Source organism: Ferrovibrio sp. (genome assembly GCF_046297595.1).
Taxonomy (GTDB): domain Bacteria; phylum Pseudomonadota; class Alphaproteobacteria; order Ferrovibrionales; family Ferrovibrionaceae; genus Ferrovibrio.
Genome location: NZ_JBKBHT010000003.1, coordinates 218,313 through 236,762, shown reverse-complemented (window position 1 = coordinate 236,762; position 18,450 = coordinate 218,313). Strand labels below are relative to the sequence as shown.

The following is an 18,450-nucleotide window of genomic DNA, read 5'->3' as shown; positions in this document are numbered from 1 at the left end:
TCAGATACTCGGCTTCGTTCCGTAGGCCAACAGCATGACCTCGTTCGAGAAGCGAATGAATTTGTTGACTTCGTTCGGCCAAGGAGCCGTCGGATGCATCGGCCGGAACGGCAGCGGCAGCCATGCGATCAGGCGGCAAATCCAGGCCATAGCCGGCCAGCGCCATACCGACGGCAACTGATAGAAATGAATAACGCGGACATTCTCGAATCCGGCGAGCTGCATGGCCTGCTCCAGGCTGGGGCCAGTGAAAGGTGTCACATGCGTGTGGTCAATGTAAAACGGGCCCCAGGCATTGTGAATCCAGCTCGGCGTCATGATCACGGCGTCGCCACCAGGAACCAGAGCGGCGAAAGCCTTGGCGAGAAAGGCATCGGGGTTGCGAAGGTGCTCGATGACCGACTTGGAGTAAACGTGATCGAAGCTGTTCGCGGGAACCGGCAGGGGGTCGGTTTCGAGATTGGCGACATGAACTTCGTGTTCGGGGGCAAAGTCCGGCGCAGCGGGCGAAATATCGATCCCAACGGCACCGTACCCGAGCGAGGCGAAGGCGCTCAGGAATTCACCTCGCCCGCAGCCAATATCCAGCAGTCGACCGCGTCGTGCGAACCAGCGTTCGCCAACATACTTTGCTAGCTTGGCAGGGTAGCTGGTGAAAGGCGCCTTCACTGGGTCGTAAGACAACTTGAGGTATTCAGCCCGCTCCATGACTGAAGCGGCTTGTTTATTGTCCGGATCGGCGGTCACCTGTGCGAGCTCCAGTCCCAGGTCTCGGAATTGAAGGCGCGGTCGTCGATGAAGATGTCGGCTTCCGGCTTGCCAAGGATCAACTGATGATATCGCACGCCCCAGCGGCTCATCTGGGCCTCGGTGACCGCGCGCCAGTCGATGCCCGTGGTAGTGCCGCGTGCCGTGAAGAGTTTGATCGTATGACCCTGATCGTAAAGCGCGTTGACGATGGCGATCCGGTCGGGCCATGGCTCCGCCTTTTCGTAGGCACCGTACGTGTTCGTGCACAGGGTGCCATCGATATCGAAGCAGTAGATCATCGGCTTACCAGTAGCGCAGCTTTTTGGCCACGGCCATTTCGGCGTCGCTGACGGTCTTCTCGCCGGAGCCGAGCACGGCGGGAATTTTCTTTACGGTGGAAACAAGCTGGGCCAGACCGGCATGCTCCAGCGATGCGGCCTGGTCGCTGCCATACATGGCACGGTCAAGCGTGATGTGGCGCTCGATGGCCACGGCGCCCATCATGGCGGCGATCAGGCTGGGCGATACGGACGCTTCATGGCCGGAATAGCCGACCGGCACATTGTAACGCTCGCGCAGGGTGGTGATGCAGCGCAGGTTCAGGGTTTCTTCCGGGCTCGGATAGGTCGAGACCGTGTGCATCAGCACGATGGGGCAGTTGTGTTTCTTGAAGATGGCGACTGCCGCATCGACCTGTTCCAGCGTGCACATGCCGGTCGACAGGAAGGTCGGCTTCTTTTCGGAGGCGACGACTTCAAGGAAAGGCTGATGGGTCGCCATGGCTGAGGCGACCTTGTTGTAGGGGGAGTTGTACTGACGCAGGAATTCCTGGCTGGGGATGTCCCAGGCCGAGGCAAACCAGTCGATGGCCTTCTCACGGCAATAGGCATCGATGGCATCGTATTCCTTCTTGCCGAATTCCAGGCCTTCCTTCTGCTGGCGCTGGGTGGTACCCCAGGGGCTTTCGCGCGGCTGGGCCAGAACGTCCGGCGAATAGACGATATCGATGGTGCGCTTCTGGAATTTGACGGCGTCGCAGCCGCATTCCTTCGCCTCATCGATCAGCTTGCGGGCGATGTCCAGGCTGCCGTTATGATTGATGCCGATTTCCGCGATGAAATAGACTTTCTTCGGCATGGGCCACGGCGCGCTCTGGATCATGTCTGTGGTGAATTGGAAGCCCTTCGTCATATTGCTTTCTCCTGGATATGCAATTGTTGGAATCGTGGATGCTAGGCAACGCTATTCTGAGTGTAGCCGCAAATAGTCTCAGCGATCCGCAGGGTCTGGACGCTTTCGTACAGGTCGGGCAGATTTGTCGGCCTCGCGCCATGCGGCTGCAGGAATTCGGCAAGCATACCAGCCAAGCCTGGCTTGACGTTGGTCGGCTCGCTGGCAATGACGATGGGTTCGACGCTGAAAGAGTTCTTCATCTGCACCTGCAGGGTCTCCAGGGGGCACAAGAACAGGCGCCGGGCGGGTGTGGTTACTTCCACTCGCCAGCGTCCAGCAGTGCCCCAACTGGCCAGATAACTGAAGATGGCGCCACGTTCGCTCCGCCCTGACCCTGCGAAAGATGCAGCAGTTTCATGCCAAGGTAGGCTGCCTTCCTGCAGTGGCGACATCGTTACGGGCTTACCCATAAGGAAGACAACAAGATCAATTACATGAGTGGAGTTCGATAATCCCCAGCGATCAGTAACAATTTTCGGTAGCCGCTTCATTTCTTGTTCGGCGAGAACCAGGCGTTCGACCTCGGTGAACTCGAAAAACACAGTGCGGATCCCCCCATCCTCTGCAATAGCGTTGCGCAAGGCAATTACGGATGGGTAGAAACGGCGGTTGAAAGCGACAAATGCATTTGCCTTGGCGTCGGCAACATCTTTCGTTAGGCCGGCTAGAGCTGTTGAGGAAAGTGCGCCCGGTTTCTCGATCAGAAGATGGCGGAAACCGGCCGCCAAGGCCTGGCGCGTGACGGCCGGCAAGGCGTCTTGCGTGACGGCCAAGATTGCCGGGCCATCACCACGTAGCGCAGGTAGGCTTAGCCCCTGAATACCGAAGCGATGGGCCAGCGCGGTATACTTCTCCGCGCTTCGTCCGGTGACTCTGATATGCTCGGCAGGCACCCCGAGTGTTAGCAGGGCGCTTATATAGGCTGCGGCCATCTCGCCAGTGCCCATGATCGTGACGGCAGCGTTGTTATTCAGGCGCGTCATGCCGCTTCCTGACCCGTATGGCCGTGTGAAATCCGATCGAGAGCTGCATCGGAAAGAGGGTGCCGCCTGGCGGCTGCGAATAGGAAGTCGACCGCACGCTGCGCGGCTTGGCCTCGCCCGATCACGTATTTATACAGGAAGTCATCGTCAACCGGAGTTGTCGACCATCTTGGCTGCTTGGCGAAGGCAGTGGTCTCGGCCAGGAAATCCGCCTCGGTTTCGGCGAATACGGCACAGCGCCGGCGCAGAGCATCTCGTGCACCAGGCTGCAGCCGATATACCTCCCGGTCAATATAAGCAAGGACTGGCTTGTCGGTTGCGATTAGATGTAGCAGTGGCGTGCTTGGACTTTCGGTGACGAAGGCATCAGCTCGATCCAGGCAATCCCGAAGGGGAATTTCCGGTAGAATTGATATATTCGGAGCCGTCAGCGTTCTAATCCAGTCTTCGACTGGCGATCTCAATTGCGGATAGCGGCTGTGCAGAGGTGGCTTAACGATGATCTCCATATCTGGAATTATCGCAAGCCGTTCGATCAGGGTTTTACAGAAACGCCAATAGGCCAGTTCGGAAGGAAATACATATCCCATGTATCGGCAATCGCCGACCATGGCATTAAGAATCACCATAAGGCGTCTCTGGCCGCGCTGCGCAACAGCAGCGTGCTTGCGGCTGGTCTGCATGATCTCCTCAACCCACGGCATGCCCACCGCTACGGGGCGCGCACGGCGGGTGCTAGCACGCCAGCGGGTAAGCGGTGATGGTTGGCGGAAGGTCTCTGCGGATTCTAGGCCGCCGCATAGGAAATAATCGCAGTCGGCCATGTCATAGCGCTCATGCATGGGCAGTAACGCATATCCAAGGAAGCCGCCGTAATGATGTGACACGAATGGCGCGCCCGCTCGATGAGCCGCTCGGCCCCAGATGTAATTCGAGTCGACCATGCCGCCAGCCAGGAAAACTACGTTCCGGTCGCGTCGCGACAAAGCCTGGCGAGCCCGTCGTTGAAGACTGAGCAGAGCCGGAAAAAGGTCTACGACAATGGTTCGCCATTGGCCTTCGATACAAGAGAAGAGCGGTACCCCATATCGGGTCAACATGGCATGAATCTCAGGATCGTTCAGTATCGCCTGCCAAAGTAAACGGCAAGTCTCCTGATCGGCTGGCTGAATGCTGTCAGGGTCGGCATAGCGGTCGAGGAATTCCTGCATGGTCGCGATCTCGCCACCACGTGCGACCCAGTTCTCTATGATAGCGTCGCCTAGGTCTTTGAATTGCGCGTGTAGAAGCAGCGGGGCATTGTTGGCGGTGCGGGTGGCAGCGCCAGACTGCCGCGCCGGGAACAGGCGATGTAAAATACGCACCCAAAGAGCGGGTTTGGCGGCAGAGGGGTGAATTGCAGCCGGAGAGAGCGAGAGTGTTTCTGGTTCGGTCGGTGCTGCTGGTGCGGGTGCCAATGGATTGTCGCCCGGATGATCAAGCCAGTCGACGGGAATATGGCGAGCCTCGGCTACGCGCGGAGCGAGGCGGCTGGTCGCTCCCCAGACCGGTTTGTCAAACGAAGTAATACCCGTCTGGACTGGCTCATCGGGCAGCCGGAATGCGATCAAGCGCGCGGGTTTCAGTATGGTCAGTGCGGCGGCGATCTGCTCCAACCGAATAAAATAACCGTCCAGATTAGCCTTTAGGTAATGGAAATAGCCGCGCAGAGAAATGTCAGCGTCATGCGGATTGGCAAGCAAGATTCCACGTTTCAGGGTGTCAACGCGATCCGCTGCCGCTTCGACAAGGTCGATAGTAGTCTGGGCGAGTTCAGCGAAACAGTTTTCGGGCATAAGGGCATCGGCACGCCAGTATGTATGGCCCTCCCGCTCTGCCCAATCGTCGACCACGGGCGTAACTGCTACGAGGATACAGGCCGAATCTGCTATCAGTGCCGCCTTGGCCTGCCCCACTGTTTCCGCGAAGGCCAACGTGCTCACGACTCTGCCTCGGTTGTGGCCAGATGGATGTCGCGCAGCAGCGCATTACCCAGATGCTCAGCCATAAAGCGCATGCCTTGCGGAGTGAAATGCACTGCGTCGACGAAATGTTCTCGATCGCGCGGCATCAGTGCATCCAGATCGACGAAGGGGGCGCCGAATTCACCCGCCAGGCGTCTGTATAGCTGGTTCTGAAGGGTTACACCCTCGCGCAGCTTGCGATTCCGCTGCGAATCATTGTGAAGATAGAAAACGTACGAAGAAATAATGATATGGCTGCCATGAGCCCGGGCAAGGATGAGAAGGTTACGCAACGCCATTTCTTCGGCCACAAGCGGTCGATAGGGGCGACTGTAATCTGGAATGCTGGTTTCCACGCGGGCCAGAACTTCGTTGCGGACATTGCCAGTGCCGACCAGCCGGTCCTTCGCAAATTCATAGCTGTGCCACCAGCGAATCTTCGGCAACCAGTAGCCCCGCTTGATGACGTGGAGTGCTTCACCAAGGTTGCGTCGGCCATGCGTATAGTCCAAAGCGTAATCATCCATCAGGTGCAGCGGCAGGTCATTCAGGCCCTGATAGAAAATGATCGCATCGGGTTTTAGGTGGGTGATATTAAGAGTGTAGTTGACGAGGACATCAAGCGTAGTCCAGCCGCCGATCCCACAGTTCAGTACCTCGACATCGTGATATTTTCTTGCAATGCCGGGGTCGGTGAGCAGCTTCTCGCGCAGCAGTTCTGGATAAGACCAGTCCCGCTCGTCATCGGCGATGCTGTTGGCCGTTCCCGATGAGCCTAGGCAGGCGACGCGCAATACGCCATCAGGCTTCTCAATGCGGAAGTCGTCACCGAAATGTCCCATATTATTCAGACGCAGAGGCTGCCTGAACGAATAAAATCGATCAGGCCAGAGCGCATATGGGATCGTCTGGTTGATATCGATGATACCGTGTTTACGGTAGGCGAAGGTAAGGAAGGGATGCGACACGACGTGTCCACGGTCCCAAGGGAATTTGATTGCGACGAAATAGTCGCGCCCGTAAGTCCTGCGATGCCAGAGGCGAAACAGCAACTCCGTGACTACAAGGGCTGCGACAAACCCGATTATGAAGCTGAAAATCGTCATTAGGTGAAAGCGAAGTCTCTTCTTCCGCTGATTTCGAGCAAGTCAAACAGCAATTCGTAAGCCGGGGCTGTTTGACTCAGCAGGGGATTACTAGGATTGCGGCCGGCCAGCAACGCTGCTAGCCACTCACTGGTCTGTTCTGCCAGATCGGCCTGCTCAAGGCCTCGTGCGGAGCGAGTCTCGTAATCTGCGCCATACAGGTAGTTCGGCTTTCTGCTGTCCGGCGTTCGCCAGTGCTGGCTGGCCGTGTCGGCGTGCTGGTCTACTACCCAATGCAGGTGTGGGCCGAGAATGGAGAATGCAGTCGGTGCGGAACTGGCCGCAGTGCAGGATAGAAAAAGACGCGATCCGTCCGGAAAGGCGAAAAGGCCGCGTCCGCCGTAATCTTGGAACTGCGATCCACGCCCGGATTGGATCGGAGTAGAGTCGATTTCACCGAACAGCATCCGGCCGCTCTTGCAACCAGAAAGATGCAGAGCGAAATCCAGCCAGTGGATACCATTGCAGCCTAGGCCCATTGCACCTGATGAGACAGAAATCACGTAGGGGCCCTTGCCAACAAGCGGCTTGAATCCCGGCAGATTGCGGCGGTAGTGGTTCGACCACACGCGGCACGCGCTAATGCGTGCTGCCTCGACCATGGCGGCAACGCGCGCGCGGCTCTGCTCGAGCGGCTTTTCGACCAGGATGTTCTGCACGCCAAGAGCCAGTATTTGCTGGAAGCGCTCCAATCGTCCAGCGGCGGTCTCGGCCATTACGGCGGCCATATAGGTGACGTCAGGCGGCAGGGCGCTTATTGACGGAAAGGCCGCGAGGGTCGCATCGGGATAATCGGCGACGATCCGGACGCAGGCATCCATGGCTTCGGAGCTTGGCTCTACCAGATGAAGGTTCACCGCATGACGAAACAGGCCGCGTAAATGGCGTTGACCCATGCGGCCGCCGCCGATCAGTAGGATATTCGCTGGTGCAGTCATCGCGGGTTGCAAATCATGAAAACGGAATCGGCCAGCCCTTGGTCAATAAGGGCCTGCTCGTAGGCGTCATTTAAGGCAGTGTCGTTAAAACGGGGCCACTTGTTCTGGCCGCCACCGCGACCCTCGGCCAGCCATCCGAAGGTGTTCCCCAGAGTATAGCGCTGCAATTGGGTGTCCAGGAGGACATCTAGTCCGGCACGCTCAGCAACCGCACGCAGCGTCTTGTTGGTGAAATACCAGATATGATCTGCGCTGTAGTGATTGCGCGCATAAGCCTCACTGGTAAAGGCAGTGTTGAGCGCTTCGTCGGTGTTCGGAACCTCGAGGACAAATCGGTCGGCCTTGGGGAAGCGTTCCCGAAGCAATATTAGCGTATCCCACGGATATGCCACATGTTCAAGAACATGAAACAGAACAATGGTGTCGATATCAGCCGGCAACTCATCCAGCGTGTTGGTGCAGGCAAAGCCCGCTGCGCGATGGCTTTTTACTAGGCGGCTGCTGAGGTCAAAACCGGTTACGCTGGCGAAATGGCCTGCGGCGCGCCGTAGGAAGCCGCCAATGCCGCAGCCGAAATCGAGAATATGGCGCTTATGGGCATTCGGTAGCAGCGCCTCCAAGCGCGCTATACGCTTGATGTTCCAGTGAGCCTCGCGTTCATAAATTGGCGCACTGTCCAAGGGGAAATAGTCATCCGCGGCATAGTGGTCGATCTGCACATGCCCGATGTCAGCAATCTGTACAAGAGCGCAAGCGGCGCAACGCATCACCGCCAGCTCGGGACGGTCGGAGCAGGTTCGACCTGTCTCTACTAGAGATTCGCCGCAGAAACGGCATATCGAGTTCATTTGGCGGCGGGGCTTTCTAGCCGTTCTGTATCCCAGCCAATTTCGGCAACGATCATCATGCCTCGATGCTGTGACCAGCTCTTGATCTGCATGTTGCCGCTCTGATCGTCCTCGTTAATTGCGAAGCTGACTGCATCCGGCTGACCATCGTGGCCATATTCGCCATGCAAGCCGATCGCTAGAGAGGGGTAGATGGTATAGGTACCGCCGGTGAGCAGCCGCTTAGGCAGCGGCAGCCGCCCTTTGTACCAGCCTGCTTTGCGATAGATCAGAAGCTCGGGATCCAAATCCGTGTCATAGGTCTGGTAGATGTAAGCGCCATCGCGGCCAATGGCGCAGATAACGATACAATCGCGCACGTCGCGCTTCAATTCGTATTCAATCTCGATGTATGCCTGCTGATCGAGGCCAAATTCGCGAATGGGGCGACCGGCGCTGTCTGTTACCGCAATGCGGCGAATCACGCCATCGAGATGGGGCTTATCCGGGAACTCGCGCTCGGCGGCATCGGTATACAGTGCGTTGCCCAGATACTGCTCGATGATCTGTTCAGTCGGCCCGAAGGCTTTCGCCTGGCCCTTTTCCAGATACAGCGATTTCGGGCAGAGCTTGCGCACCGACGGCATGGAATGACTAACAAAAAGAATGGTGCGGCCTTCTTCGGCGGCATTCTCCATGCGGCCGATGCTCTTGCGCTGGAAGCTGGCATCGCCGACTGCCAAGACTTCGTCCACGATCAGTATTTCCGGCTCAAGATGTGCGGCAACGGCAAAAGCCAGTCGCACGCTCATGCCGCTGGAATACCGCTTCACCGGCGTATCGATAAACTGCTCCACGCCGGCGAAGTCGACGATGCTGTCGAAGTGCCGGTCGATATCGGCCCGCGGCAGCCCCAGAATGGCGCCGTTCAGATAGACATTCTCCCGGCCGGTCAGTTCCGGATGGAAACCGGTGCCAACTTCCAGCAACGAGCCGACCCGGCCAACTAGCGTGGCGCTGCCGCGGGTGGGCTGCACGACGCGCGACAGAATCTTCAGCAGAGTGCTCTTGCCCGCGCCATTGCTGCCGATGATGCCGATGCGTTCGCCTTGCTTCACTTCGAAGGACACATCCTTCAGCGCCCAGAACGTCGATGCCGGCTCCGCCCGCTCATTGTGCCGGCCGGAATGCAACAGACCGGAAACGGCGCGACTTACGGTTTCGCCCAGCGTGCGCGCGGGCTCATACCCACCCAGCTGGTACCGCTTGGAGAGGTTCTCGGCCCGGACGACAATTTTACTCATGCTGGATTACTCATACAGGACGGTTCCTCAAATCCGGTCGGCGAAGATTCTCTCGGTCCGCTGGAAGCAGCGCAGCCCGCCGATGGTTAGTACGATGACGATGAAGCCGGCGCCCAGAACGGACTCGATCGGCGCCTTGAATGGCGTGCCGAACAGACTCCACCGGAACCCGTCAGCCATGATGGCGAACGGGTTCATGTAATACAGCAGCCGCCAGCGCTCGGGGATCATGTCGACTGGATAGACGATCGGCGACACATACAGCAGCAGCTGGGAGATGATCGGCAGAACGAACCGGATGTCGCGATACAGAACGTCAAGTGCCGCGAACCAAAGCATGACCGAGACGGCCACCATGGTCGTCCACAGCCAGAACAGGGGAAGGGCAATGATATGCCAGCTCGGCGCAACCCCGTAGAAAGCCATGACGGCAAAGGTCACCATGAGACCGATCAGCAGATCGACGAGCGCGGAGAAAACCACGCTCATAGGCAGAATCAGCCGCGGGAAATAGATTTTTGTGACTAGGTTCGCATTGCCGGCAACGCTGGAACTGCCCTCGTTCAGGATGCGCGCCGCGTATTGCCATGGCAGCAGCGCAGCAAAGACGAATACAGGATAGGGTAGGCCGGCAGAGGGGAATTTCGCGAAATGCCCGAAGACGATACTGTAGATGATCAATGTGAAGATGGGCTGGAAGACAGCCCATGCAACGCCGACCACGGTCTGCTTGTAACGGACCTTGAGGTCACGCCAGACCAGAACGCGAAGGATATTCGATGCCTGCATGCTTTCGCGCAAGTAAGCCAAGGTCGGCTTGTGTCCGGCAGATATGGTTATCACCGCAGCATTGTCATGTTGCGCCGGAACGGGGGGCAGGCTATCAGTGCTGCTCATTGGGTGGTTGTTGCTCATAAGGATCTACGCGTCTGCATAACCATACGGGTTGCCGCTCTGCCAACGCCAGGTATCGGCACACATTTCATCGATATCGCGCCGGGCCCGCCAGCCCAGCAACTTTTCCGCCAGGCCCGCATCGGCCCAGCATTCCGCCACATCGCCGGCGCGGCGTTCCGCCACGACATATGGCACTCGCCGGCCGCTGGCCCGTTCGAAAGCCTGCAGCACTTCCAACACCGAATAGCCGCGGCCAGTGCCCAGATTAATGGCTGAAAAGCCCGTTTTCCGGTTGAGGAGACCCAGTGCGGCAACGTGACCCTCGGCTAGGTCGACGACGTGGATGTAATCTCTCACGCCGGTGCCATCTCTGGTCGCGTAGTCATCGCCGAAAATTGTCAGATGCGGCCGACGGCCGACGGCTACCTGGCTGATATAGGGCATAAGATTGTTCGGCGTGCCGCGCGGATCCTCGCCGATGCGACCGGATATGTGTGCGCCGACCGGGTTGAAGTAGCGCAGTGAGACGATGCTCCAGCGCGGATCGGCGTTTGCCAAATCTGAAAGGATTTCCTCACAGACCAGCTTGGTGCGGCCATAGGGATTCGATGTGCTGCACGGCAGTCCTTCGTGCACAGGCAACACCGCAGGCGTACCATAAACCGTAGCGGATGAGCTGAAAGCCAGTCTATGCACGCCCGCTTCGGTCATGGCGGCGCAGAGCGTGATCGTTCCTGTCACGTTGTTCTGGTAGTAGCTCAGCGGTTTCTCTACCGACTCGCCGACTGCCTTCAGGCCGGCGAAATGTATGACGGCATCGACTTCATGTCGCTTAAGGGCTTCAGTAACAACAGCATGGTCGCGGACATCGGCCTTTATGAAAGTGATATCTTGGCCGCTGATCATGCGGCATCGGTCGAGCGCCGCGGCTGAGCTGTTGCTGAGATTGTCGAGCACGATTACGCAATGTCCGGCCGCCAGCAAACTCAGGCAGGTATGCGAGCCGATATAACCGGCGCCACCGGTTATAAGGACGTTCATCGTGCAGCCTTCTCAGTAGAGTATGTTGCCATTCCGGGGTGACCGAGCAGATTCCGCAGAATTTGTGCGGCGTCGGGCGGCACTGCGCCGCTCATGCGCATGAAATACAGATGCTGGCAATGCGGCAGCGCTGCTGCAATATCGATGATGGATTTGAAGCCAGTCAGTAAGGCAGCGGCGGCGATATTGCCCCATTGTTTTCGTGCAGCAAAAATACGAATCTGCGCGGTCAACAGGCTGCGCCGCCCCTGCAGAGTAACACCAAGCCGGAAGGATGTCTGACGATAGCCGAGTAGAATTTTGTCAAGGCAGGCGAAGTGGCTGCTGTCCAAGCTACGTAGCAATAATTCCTGGTCCTCGGCGCGCAAGGCTTCCGGGTGCTTGTAGTGATGTCGACGAAACCACTCGGCACGTCCCATCCAAGTTGGATGTGGCAGCGGAATGTTGCGCCATGGGCGCGCGCAGAGCTGCGCATGGCTCCCGGCGTAGGGCAGCAGTCCAATGATCGAACCGTCATCATGAAAAACCACGGCGCGGCAACCGAGCAGGTCGATTTCCGGCTGTGCATCCAAGGCGGCGACCTGCTGGGCGAAGCGGGTCGGGAAACTGATGTCGTCGGCATCCATCCGTGCCAGATAGCGACCGCGGGCATTGTCGATGCCTTGATTTAGTCGCGTAGCCAGGCCGCGTTTTACGCCATCCTGGAAGAGACGGATACGGGGATCTTTCAAGCCACGCACGTAGTCGGGCGTGCCGTCATCGGAGCCGTCATCGAGTACCAGCAGCTCAAAATCGTCGAAGCTCTGGTTCAGCACCGAGGAAATGGCTGCGCCAAGGGTGGCGAGGCCGTTGCGAACCGGCAGTAGTACCGAGATGGTGGGAGGTGTCACGAGGAAACCGGCAGGCCGACTAGGCGTTGGAGCCGGTATCTAGGAAGGAACGATAGGTCAATTTCAAACCCTCGCGCAGGGACGTCTTGTAGCGCCAGCCCTGTGCGGCAAGAGCGGAGACATCAAGAAGTTTGCGCGGCGTTCCGTCAGGTTTAGTGGCATCGAAAATGATCTCGCCCTCGAAGCCCACAGTTTCTAGAACCAGCTCAGCCAGCTGGCGGATGGTGACGTCCTCGCCAGTGCCGACATTTAATAGCGGGCCGTCATAGCCGCGCTCCATCAGGAAAACACAGGCATCGGCCAAGTCATCAACGTACAGAAACTCGCGCATTGGCTTGCCACTACCCCAGACCACCAGTTCCCGCTTGCCGGCCAGGCGCGCCTCATGCGTTTTGCGCAACAACGCAGGTAGCACATGGCTGTTGGCAAGATCGTAATTGTCGTTCGGGCCATAGAGATTGGTTGGCATAAGCGAGATATATTGTCGGCCGTACTGACGGTTGTATTCGTCGCAGAGCTTGATGCCTGCGATCTTGGCAATGGCATAAGGTTCGTTGGTGAATTCCAGTGGCCCAGTCAGCAAATAGTCTTCGCGAATCGGCTGCGGGCAGTCACGCGGATAAATGCAGCTTGAGCCGAGAAACATCATGTTTTGTACGCCGGCGAGATGCGCGGCATGTACGAGATTCGCCTCGATCATCAGGTTCTGATAGAGGAACTCTGCCCGATAGGTGTTATTGGCATGAATGCCCCCTACCTTGGCTGCCGCCACCATCACATAGGCCGGTTTCTGCTGCTGCAGAAAGTTGCCCACGGCAGCCTGGTCGGTGAGGTCGAGTTCGGCACGGCTGCGCGTGATGATATTGTTATAGCCGGCTAGTTGCAGCCGGCGCAAAAGCGCCGATCCGACCATGCCACGATGGCCGGCTACGAAAATGCGGTCCGTCTTTTTCGGGGGTGTCGCGGGCATTTGCATTATTCGTGGTAATTAAAGGTGGCGAAGCCGTGGCGCTGCACCAGTTCGTCGCGTTCGGCAGCCTTCAGGTCTTCCCGCATCATCTCGCGTACCAATTCGGTGAAGCTTGTGCGTGGCTTCCAGCCCAGCTTCTGATGCGCCTTACTGGCGTCGCCAAGCAACGTTTCGACTTCGGTGGGGCGGAAATAACGCGGATCGACAGCAACAATACATTTGCCGTCATCGGTATAGCCCTTTTCCTCGACGCCTTCGCCTTTCCAGGTGACCTTGATCCCAACTTCCTGCGCGGCGATTTCGACGAATTCACGCACGCTATATTGCTCGCCGGTGGCGATGACGAAGTCTTCGGGTTTGTCCTGCTGCAGCATCAACCACTGCATCTCTACATAGTCGCGGGCATGGCCCCAGTCGCGGCGCGCATTCATGTTGCCGAGGTAGAGGCAGTCCTGCAGTCCCAGTTTGATGCGAGCCAATGCGCGGGTAATCTTGCGGGTGACGAAGGTCTCTCCCCGCAAGGGCGATTCATGATTGAACAGGATGCCGTTGCAGGCATAGATGCCATAGGCTTCGCGGTAGTTCACCGTGATCCAATAGGCATAGAGCTTGGCGACTGCATAAGGACTACGTGGGTAAAAGGGCGTGGTTTCCTTTTGCGGAATTTCCTGCACCAGGCCGTAAAGCTCAGAGGTCGAGGCCTGATAGAAGCGGGTCTTCTTCTCCAGCCCCAGGATGCGAATGGCCTCCAGGATGCGTAGCGCGCCAAGCGCATCGGAGTTGGCCGTGTATTCTGGCTCCTCGAAACTGACTGCGACATGGCTCTGTGCGGCAAGGTTGTATATCTCGTTCGGCTGCACTTGCTGGATGACGCGGATCAAGCTCATAGAGTCGGTCAGGTCGCCGTGATGCAGTATGAAGCGGCGATTGTCCACATGGGGATCTTGGTACAGATGATCGATTCGGTCTGTATTGAACAGTGAAGTGCGTCGCTTGATGCCATGAACTTCATAGCCCTTTTGCAACAGGAATTCGGCGAGATAGGCGCCGTCCTGGCCGGTGACGCCGGTGATAAGCGCAATCTTATTTGTCTGCATTTTTTCTTCTTGTCTGTTTTAGGCGCGGCCATAGGCATCTTGGAAGCGGACGATATCGTCCTCACCAAGATATTCGCCGCTCTGCACTTCAATCATGACGAGGGTTGATGTTCCCGGGTTTTCTAAACGATGCTTGTGTCCAGCCGGGATATAAGTGGACTGGTTGGCCTGGATCATGAACTCCTGATCGCCGTTGACCACCTTGGCGGTGCCGCTGACGACTATCCAATGTTCGCTACGGTGGTGGTGCATTTGCAGCGACAGCGATGCACCGGGTTTCACTTCGATGCGTTTGATCTTGAAGCGATTGCCCTCTTCCAGCACCGTATAGGTACCCCAGGGACGATACACAGTGCGGTGTAGCTTGTAGGCTTCGTGCTCATGTGTCTTTAGCATATTGTAGATATGCTTCACATCTTGAGCCTGATTGCGGCTGAGTATCAACAGGGCATCGGGCGTATCGATGACAATCAGATCCTGTACGCCGGTCATACCGACGATGCGGTTATGGCTTTGAATGTAGCAGTTCTTGGTTGCATGCAGGATAGCCGTTCCTTCGATCCGGTTGCCATCCGCATCGGGCGGCGTGAGATCGGCCAGTGCGGTCCAGGAACCAATGTCGTTCCAGCCGATATCGCAGGGCACAACGGCGGCCCGGTCGGTCTTTTCCATGATGGCGAAATCGACGGATATATCTGGGACCGCGTGGAAGCTCTCGGAGTCGAGTTCGACCTGATAGCCCTTACCTTCTATAGCAATGGTCGAGCGGTCGAGGCAGTTCGTCACTCTATCCAGCACATCGCGGCAATGGTGCGCGGCTTCCTCAAGGAAAGCAGCGGCCGTGAAACAGAGCATACCGGAATTCCAAAGGTGTCGGCCGCTCGCCAAATAGGCCTGGGCATTGCCTAGCGAAGGTTTTTCGACGAAGCGCAAGACGGTATTACCCTCGGCCTCGATATAGCCGTAGCCGGTTTCGGCATGGGTGGGTTGTATCCCGAAGGTGACCAGCCTGCCTTGCTGGGCAATCCGGCAGGCCGTCTCTACGGCGATGCCGAAGGCGGGCATATCATTAATCAGGTGGTCGGCAGGCAGGACCAGCAGGATCGTGTCCGGTCCTTGGTTGCGGCTGACTTGCAGCGCGGCGGTTATAATGGCGGCCGCCGTGTTGCGGCCGAACGGTTCCAGAATGAAGGGGGTGGCAAGGCCGGCATGATTGATCGCGCGGTATTCATCCTTAGTCTGGAACAGGAATTCGCGGTTAGTAACAGTCAGCACGGTACTGACCTCTGGCAGGCTAATGCTGCGCAGGAAAGCTTTCTGTAAAAGACTTTCGCCGTCCCGCATCTTAATAAACGGCTTAGGGTGCAACTCGCGGGAAATGGGCCACAGGCGCGAGCCGGCGCCGCCACAAAGAATCACAGGAACGAGAGTCAAGAAGAACTCCTAGCCGCACAACTAACGAACATTTTATTGCCGCAGTAAAACTTCTATCCGGGGGGCTATGGCGGAATTTGACATCAATTGTGAGTTTTGTGGTTCAAGCTTTGTGCTCGATATGGTGTTGCCGGAAAAGCAACCCATTGGTTAAAGCTAAGATTTTATAGCACCATAGCTACCGCAGGCCGATCATCCCGCAGCCAATTTCTCGATGTTCATACAATGAACGTAATCTTAGAGGCAAGATTAATATTTTTGATGGTCTTTGTAACATTATTACTGCCATCGACTGAGCGGGGGGTATGGCAAGACAAAAAATAACAACCAATAGGATTATTATAAATTTTAATACTACCTATGATTTTATGTCCTGTTGAACACTGCTTATGCACCGTCAGCAACATAAAAACGTCTATTATCATCGTCTGTTGCTAAGCCAACCCCCAGCCATGGCTTCGTGTTAAATCACTTAATTCTTGGCATTATCAAAACCAGAAGTGTTGCGTAAGGCCAGCAGCACGGTTGCACGCTTCAAGCTCTGCAAATTGCAGTAATAGAGCACGACTGACAAACCTGTTCACACTTGATGTCGCACCTATCTGGAAACCGGTCAGGTCAAACACTTGGCGGGTTTTTTGTTGTCGCCGTAGACCACGCGTCACCCGTCTGCCGCTCCGGTATGCATCTTGCTTGAAAACAGGGCTGACAGAGCAGGGTGCAGGGCCGTGGCCGGCGTGCGTATTCTTTTGATCGACGAAAATCCCGAGCGCGCGGGCGTGCTGGCTGCGGCTTTGCGTGAGCAGAATTATGATCTCGTCGCACAGCTTGCGCCACGGGACCTGAACGCGCAGCGGGTGCAGGAAATCGCGCCGGATGTCATCATCGTCGACATGGAATCGCCTTCGCGGGACACCATCGACAGCATGCGCCAGATCAACGCCGAACAGCCGCGTCCCGTGGTGATGTTCGTCGACCAGTCAGACGAATCGATGATCCAGCAGGCGATGCAGGCCGGCGTCTCGGCCTATATCATCGATGGGCTCAACGTGAACCGGGTGAAGCCGATCGTCGACGTTGCGATCGCGCGGTTTCGCGAATTCCAGGCCCTGCGCGAGGAATTGCAGAAAACCCGGGCCAGCCTCAACGAACGTAAGATCATCGACCGGGCCAAGGGCCTTTTGATGCGCGAGCGGGGGCTGGGCGAGGACGAAGCCTATGCGGCCCTGCGTAAGCTCGCCATGGATCGCCAGCAGCGTCTGGTGGATGTGGCGGAGAACCTGCTGACCTTTGCCGATCTGCTTAAAAAGAAATAGGCAGCTGCCCTCATTTTGTGCAGCGCAGCAAAGTGCGGCCATTGGGGCAACCCAGCCAGAAGCTTGAAAAACCGGGTTTCCTGGGTCTGGCACATATCCTGCTTTGAGAAGACCGAGACCCGCTGCAACGGCGCAGCGGATTGATCGGCCTTCCGCCCCGCCTCCCCAGGCAAAGCAGCAGCGTCGATCGCAAACGGACAATGGCGTCCCGCAATCCGGCCTCGGCTCCGAGGTTTCGATTGCAGGGCGCTTTTTTTATGGCCGCGAGGCCGGGCAACGACCCGGCAGCAGGGACAAAAAGGGGATCGACATGGCTGTGTTCAATCGTCGTCAGTTGCTGAAATCCGCCACCGGCGCCGCCGCGGTGATGGCTGCGGCTAGGCTGCAGTTTCCCGCCGGCGCCTTCGCCCAGGCCGCAGGACCCGAGGTGAAGGGCACCAAGCTGGGTTACATCGCGCTTACCGATGCCTCGCCGCTGATCATCGCCAAGGAAAAGGGCATGTTCGCCAAATACGGCCTGCCCGACATGAGTATCGAGAAGCAGGCCTCCTGGGGCGCCACGCGCGACAATATCGAACTGGGCGAAGCCGGTGGCGGCATCACCGGCGCACATATCCTCACGCCGATGCCGTATCTGATTTCATCGGGCAAGGTCACCAAGGGCAACGTGCCGGTGCCGATGTACATTCTTGCCCGACTGAACCTGAACGGGCAGGGCATCTCGGTGTCGAGCGCCTATGCCGGCATGAATGTCACCAAGGATGCCAAGACCTTCGGCGAGGCGCTGAAGAAGGCCAAGGCCGGCGGCAAGGAAATCAAAGCCGCCATGACCTTCCCTGGCGGTACGCATGATCTGTGGATCCGCTACTGGATGGCGGCCGCGGGCATCGATCCAGACAAGGATATTTCCACCATCGTGGTGCCGCCGCCGCAGATGGTGGCGAACATGAAGGTCAATGCGATGGAGGCCTTCTGCGTCTGCGAACCGTGGAACCTCCAGCTCATCCACCAGAAGATCGGCTTCACTGCGCTGATGACCGGCGAGTTGTGGAACGACCACCCTGAGAAGTCGCTCGGTTTGCGGTCCGACTGGGTCGACAAGAATCCGAAGGCAGCCAAGGCGATTCTGATGGCGACCATGGAAGCCCAGCAATGGTGCGACAAGATGGAGAACAAGGAGGAGATGTGCAAGATCGTCGGCGGCCGCGACTGGTTCAAGGTGCCGGTAAACGACATCCTCGACCGTGCCAAAGGTATCGTCGATTACGGCGACGGTGGCCGCAAGGTGACCGCCGATGTGAATAATCCTCTGATGATGAAGTTCTGGCGTGGCAATGCCTCCTATCCGTACCAGAGCCATGACCTGTGGTTCCTCACAGAGGATATGCGTTGGGGCTATCTGCCCACCGATTTCGACGCCAAGGGTCTGATCAAGAAGGTCAACCGTGAAGACCTGTGGCGCGAGGCGGCCAAGTCGCTCGGCACCAGCGATGCCGAGATTCCGAAATCGACCTCGCGCGGCAAGGAAACCTTCTTCGACGGCAAGGTATTCGATCCGGAAAACCCGATGGCTTACCTGAAAAGCCAAGCCATCACCCGCGTGTGACCCCGATGTCCGCCCA

General features: G+C 57.5%; 17 protein-coding genes. 2 read left to right on the top strand and 15 right to left on the bottom strand.

The window, feature by feature from the left end:
• The 15 genes from ACK4FJ_RS10020 to ACK4FJ_RS09950 all read right to left on the bottom strand — a co-directional run bounded on the left by ACK4FJ_RS10020 (nt 1) and on the right by ACK4FJ_RS09950 (nt 15,512).
• On the bottom strand, nt 1–747 hold the full coding sequence (locus ACK4FJ_RS10020) for a class I SAM-dependent methyltransferase (RefSeq protein WP_409765956.1): 747 nt from the start codon (nt 745–747) through the stop codon (nt 1–3).
• A complete protein-coding gene (locus ACK4FJ_RS10015) occupies nt 744–1,049 on the bottom strand; it encodes a hypothetical protein (protein ID WP_409765954.1) in 306 nt (101 codons plus the stop codon). Before ACK4FJ_RS10015 ends, ACK4FJ_RS10020 begins: the two co-directional genes overlap by 4 nt.
• A gap of 4 nt (nt 1,050–1,053) precedes the next feature.
• Nucleotides 1,054–1,941 (bottom strand): N-acetylneuraminate synthase family protein, encoded by an 888-nt coding sequence (locus tag ACK4FJ_RS10010; protein ID WP_409765952.1) that lies wholly within the window; start codon nt 1,939–1,941, stop codon nt 1,054–1,056.
• Nucleotides 1,942–1,982: 41 nt separating this feature from the next.
• The gene (locus ACK4FJ_RS10005) at nt 1,983–2,966 is read right to left on the bottom strand and encodes an NAD(P)-binding domain-containing protein (RefSeq protein ID WP_409765950.1); all 984 of its coding nucleotides are present in this window, start codon (nt 2,964–2,966) and stop codon (nt 1,983–1,985) included.
• Nucleotides 2,963–4,948, bottom strand: coding sequence for a hypothetical protein (locus ACK4FJ_RS10000; protein WP_409765948.1), 1,986 nt, complete (start codon nt 4,946–4,948; stop codon nt 2,963–2,965). Before ACK4FJ_RS10000 ends, ACK4FJ_RS10005 begins: the two co-directional genes overlap by 4 nt.
• On the bottom strand, nt 4,945–6,075 hold the full coding sequence (locus ACK4FJ_RS09995) for an SGNH/GDSL hydrolase family protein (RefSeq protein WP_409765946.1): 1,131 nt from the start codon (nt 6,073–6,075) through the stop codon (nt 4,945–4,947). The genes ACK4FJ_RS10000 and ACK4FJ_RS09995 overlap by 4 nt, the downstream gene beginning before the upstream one ends.
• The gene (locus tag ACK4FJ_RS09990) at nt 6,075–7,052 is read right to left on the bottom strand and encodes a Gfo/Idh/MocA family oxidoreductase (protein ID WP_409765944.1); all 978 of its coding nucleotides are present in this window, start codon (nt 7,050–7,052) and stop codon (nt 6,075–6,077) included. Before ACK4FJ_RS09990 ends, ACK4FJ_RS09995 begins: the two co-directional genes overlap by 1 nt.
• Nucleotides 7,049–7,771, bottom strand: coding sequence for a class I SAM-dependent methyltransferase (locus ACK4FJ_RS09985; RefSeq protein ID WP_409765942.1), 723 nt, complete (start codon nt 7,769–7,771; stop codon nt 7,049–7,051). Before ACK4FJ_RS09985 ends, ACK4FJ_RS09990 begins: the two co-directional genes overlap by 4 nt.
• 125 nt (nt 7,772–7,896) lie before the next feature.
• Entirely contained in the window at nt 7,897–9,183 is a 1,287-nt protein-coding gene (locus ACK4FJ_RS09980; protein WP_409765940.1) for an ABC transporter ATP-binding protein, read from the bottom strand.
• A gap of 27 nt (nt 9,184–9,210) precedes the next feature.
• Nucleotides 9,211–10,098, bottom strand: coding sequence for an ABC transporter permease (locus ACK4FJ_RS09975; RefSeq protein ID WP_409765938.1), 888 nt, complete (start codon nt 10,096–10,098; stop codon nt 9,211–9,213).
• Between the two features lie 6 nt (nt 10,099–10,104).
• Complete coding sequence (galE, locus tag ACK4FJ_RS09970; protein WP_409765936.1) at nt 10,105–11,121, bottom strand: UDP-glucose 4-epimerase GalE; 1,017 nt, start codon at nt 11,119–11,121, stop codon at nt 10,105–10,107.
• A complete protein-coding gene (locus tag ACK4FJ_RS09965; protein WP_409765935.1) occupies nt 11,118–12,011 on the bottom strand; it encodes a glycosyltransferase family 2 protein in 894 nt (297 codons plus the stop codon). The genes galE and ACK4FJ_RS09965 overlap by 4 nt, the downstream gene beginning before the upstream one ends.
• Nucleotides 12,012–12,030: 19 nt before the next feature.
• Nucleotides 12,031–12,987 carry a GDP-L-fucose synthase family protein gene (locus tag ACK4FJ_RS09960; RefSeq protein ID WP_409765933.1) on the bottom strand — a complete coding sequence of 319 codons (957 nt, stop codon included), beginning with the start codon at nt 12,985–12,987 and terminating at the stop codon, nt 12,031–12,033.
• Nucleotides 12,987–14,078 (bottom strand): GDP-mannose 4,6-dehydratase, encoded by a 1,092-nt coding sequence (gmd, locus tag ACK4FJ_RS09955; RefSeq protein ID WP_409765931.1) that lies wholly within the window; start codon nt 14,076–14,078, stop codon nt 12,987–12,989. Before gmd ends, ACK4FJ_RS09960 begins: the two co-directional genes overlap by 1 nt.
• A gap of 18 nt (nt 14,079–14,096) precedes the next feature.
• The gene (locus tag ACK4FJ_RS09950) at nt 14,097–15,512 is read right to left on the bottom strand and encodes a mannose-1-phosphate guanylyltransferase/mannose-6-phosphate isomerase (RefSeq protein WP_409765929.1); all 1,416 of its coding nucleotides are present in this window, start codon (nt 15,510–15,512) and stop codon (nt 14,097–14,099) included.
• Between the two features lie 737 nt (nt 15,513–16,249).
• Between ACK4FJ_RS09950 and ACK4FJ_RS09945 the strand changes: the two genes are divergently transcribed.
• On the top strand, nt 16,250–16,828 hold the full coding sequence (locus ACK4FJ_RS09945) for an ANTAR domain-containing response regulator (protein ID WP_409765927.1): 579 nt from the start codon (nt 16,250–16,252) through the stop codon (nt 16,826–16,828).
• Between the two features lie 310 nt (nt 16,829–17,138).
• A complete protein-coding gene (locus ACK4FJ_RS09940; RefSeq protein WP_409765925.1) occupies nt 17,139–18,434 on the top strand; it encodes a CmpA/NrtA family ABC transporter substrate-binding protein in 1,296 nt (431 codons plus the stop codon).
• The last annotated feature ends 16 nt before the right edge of the window (nt 18,435–18,450 follow it).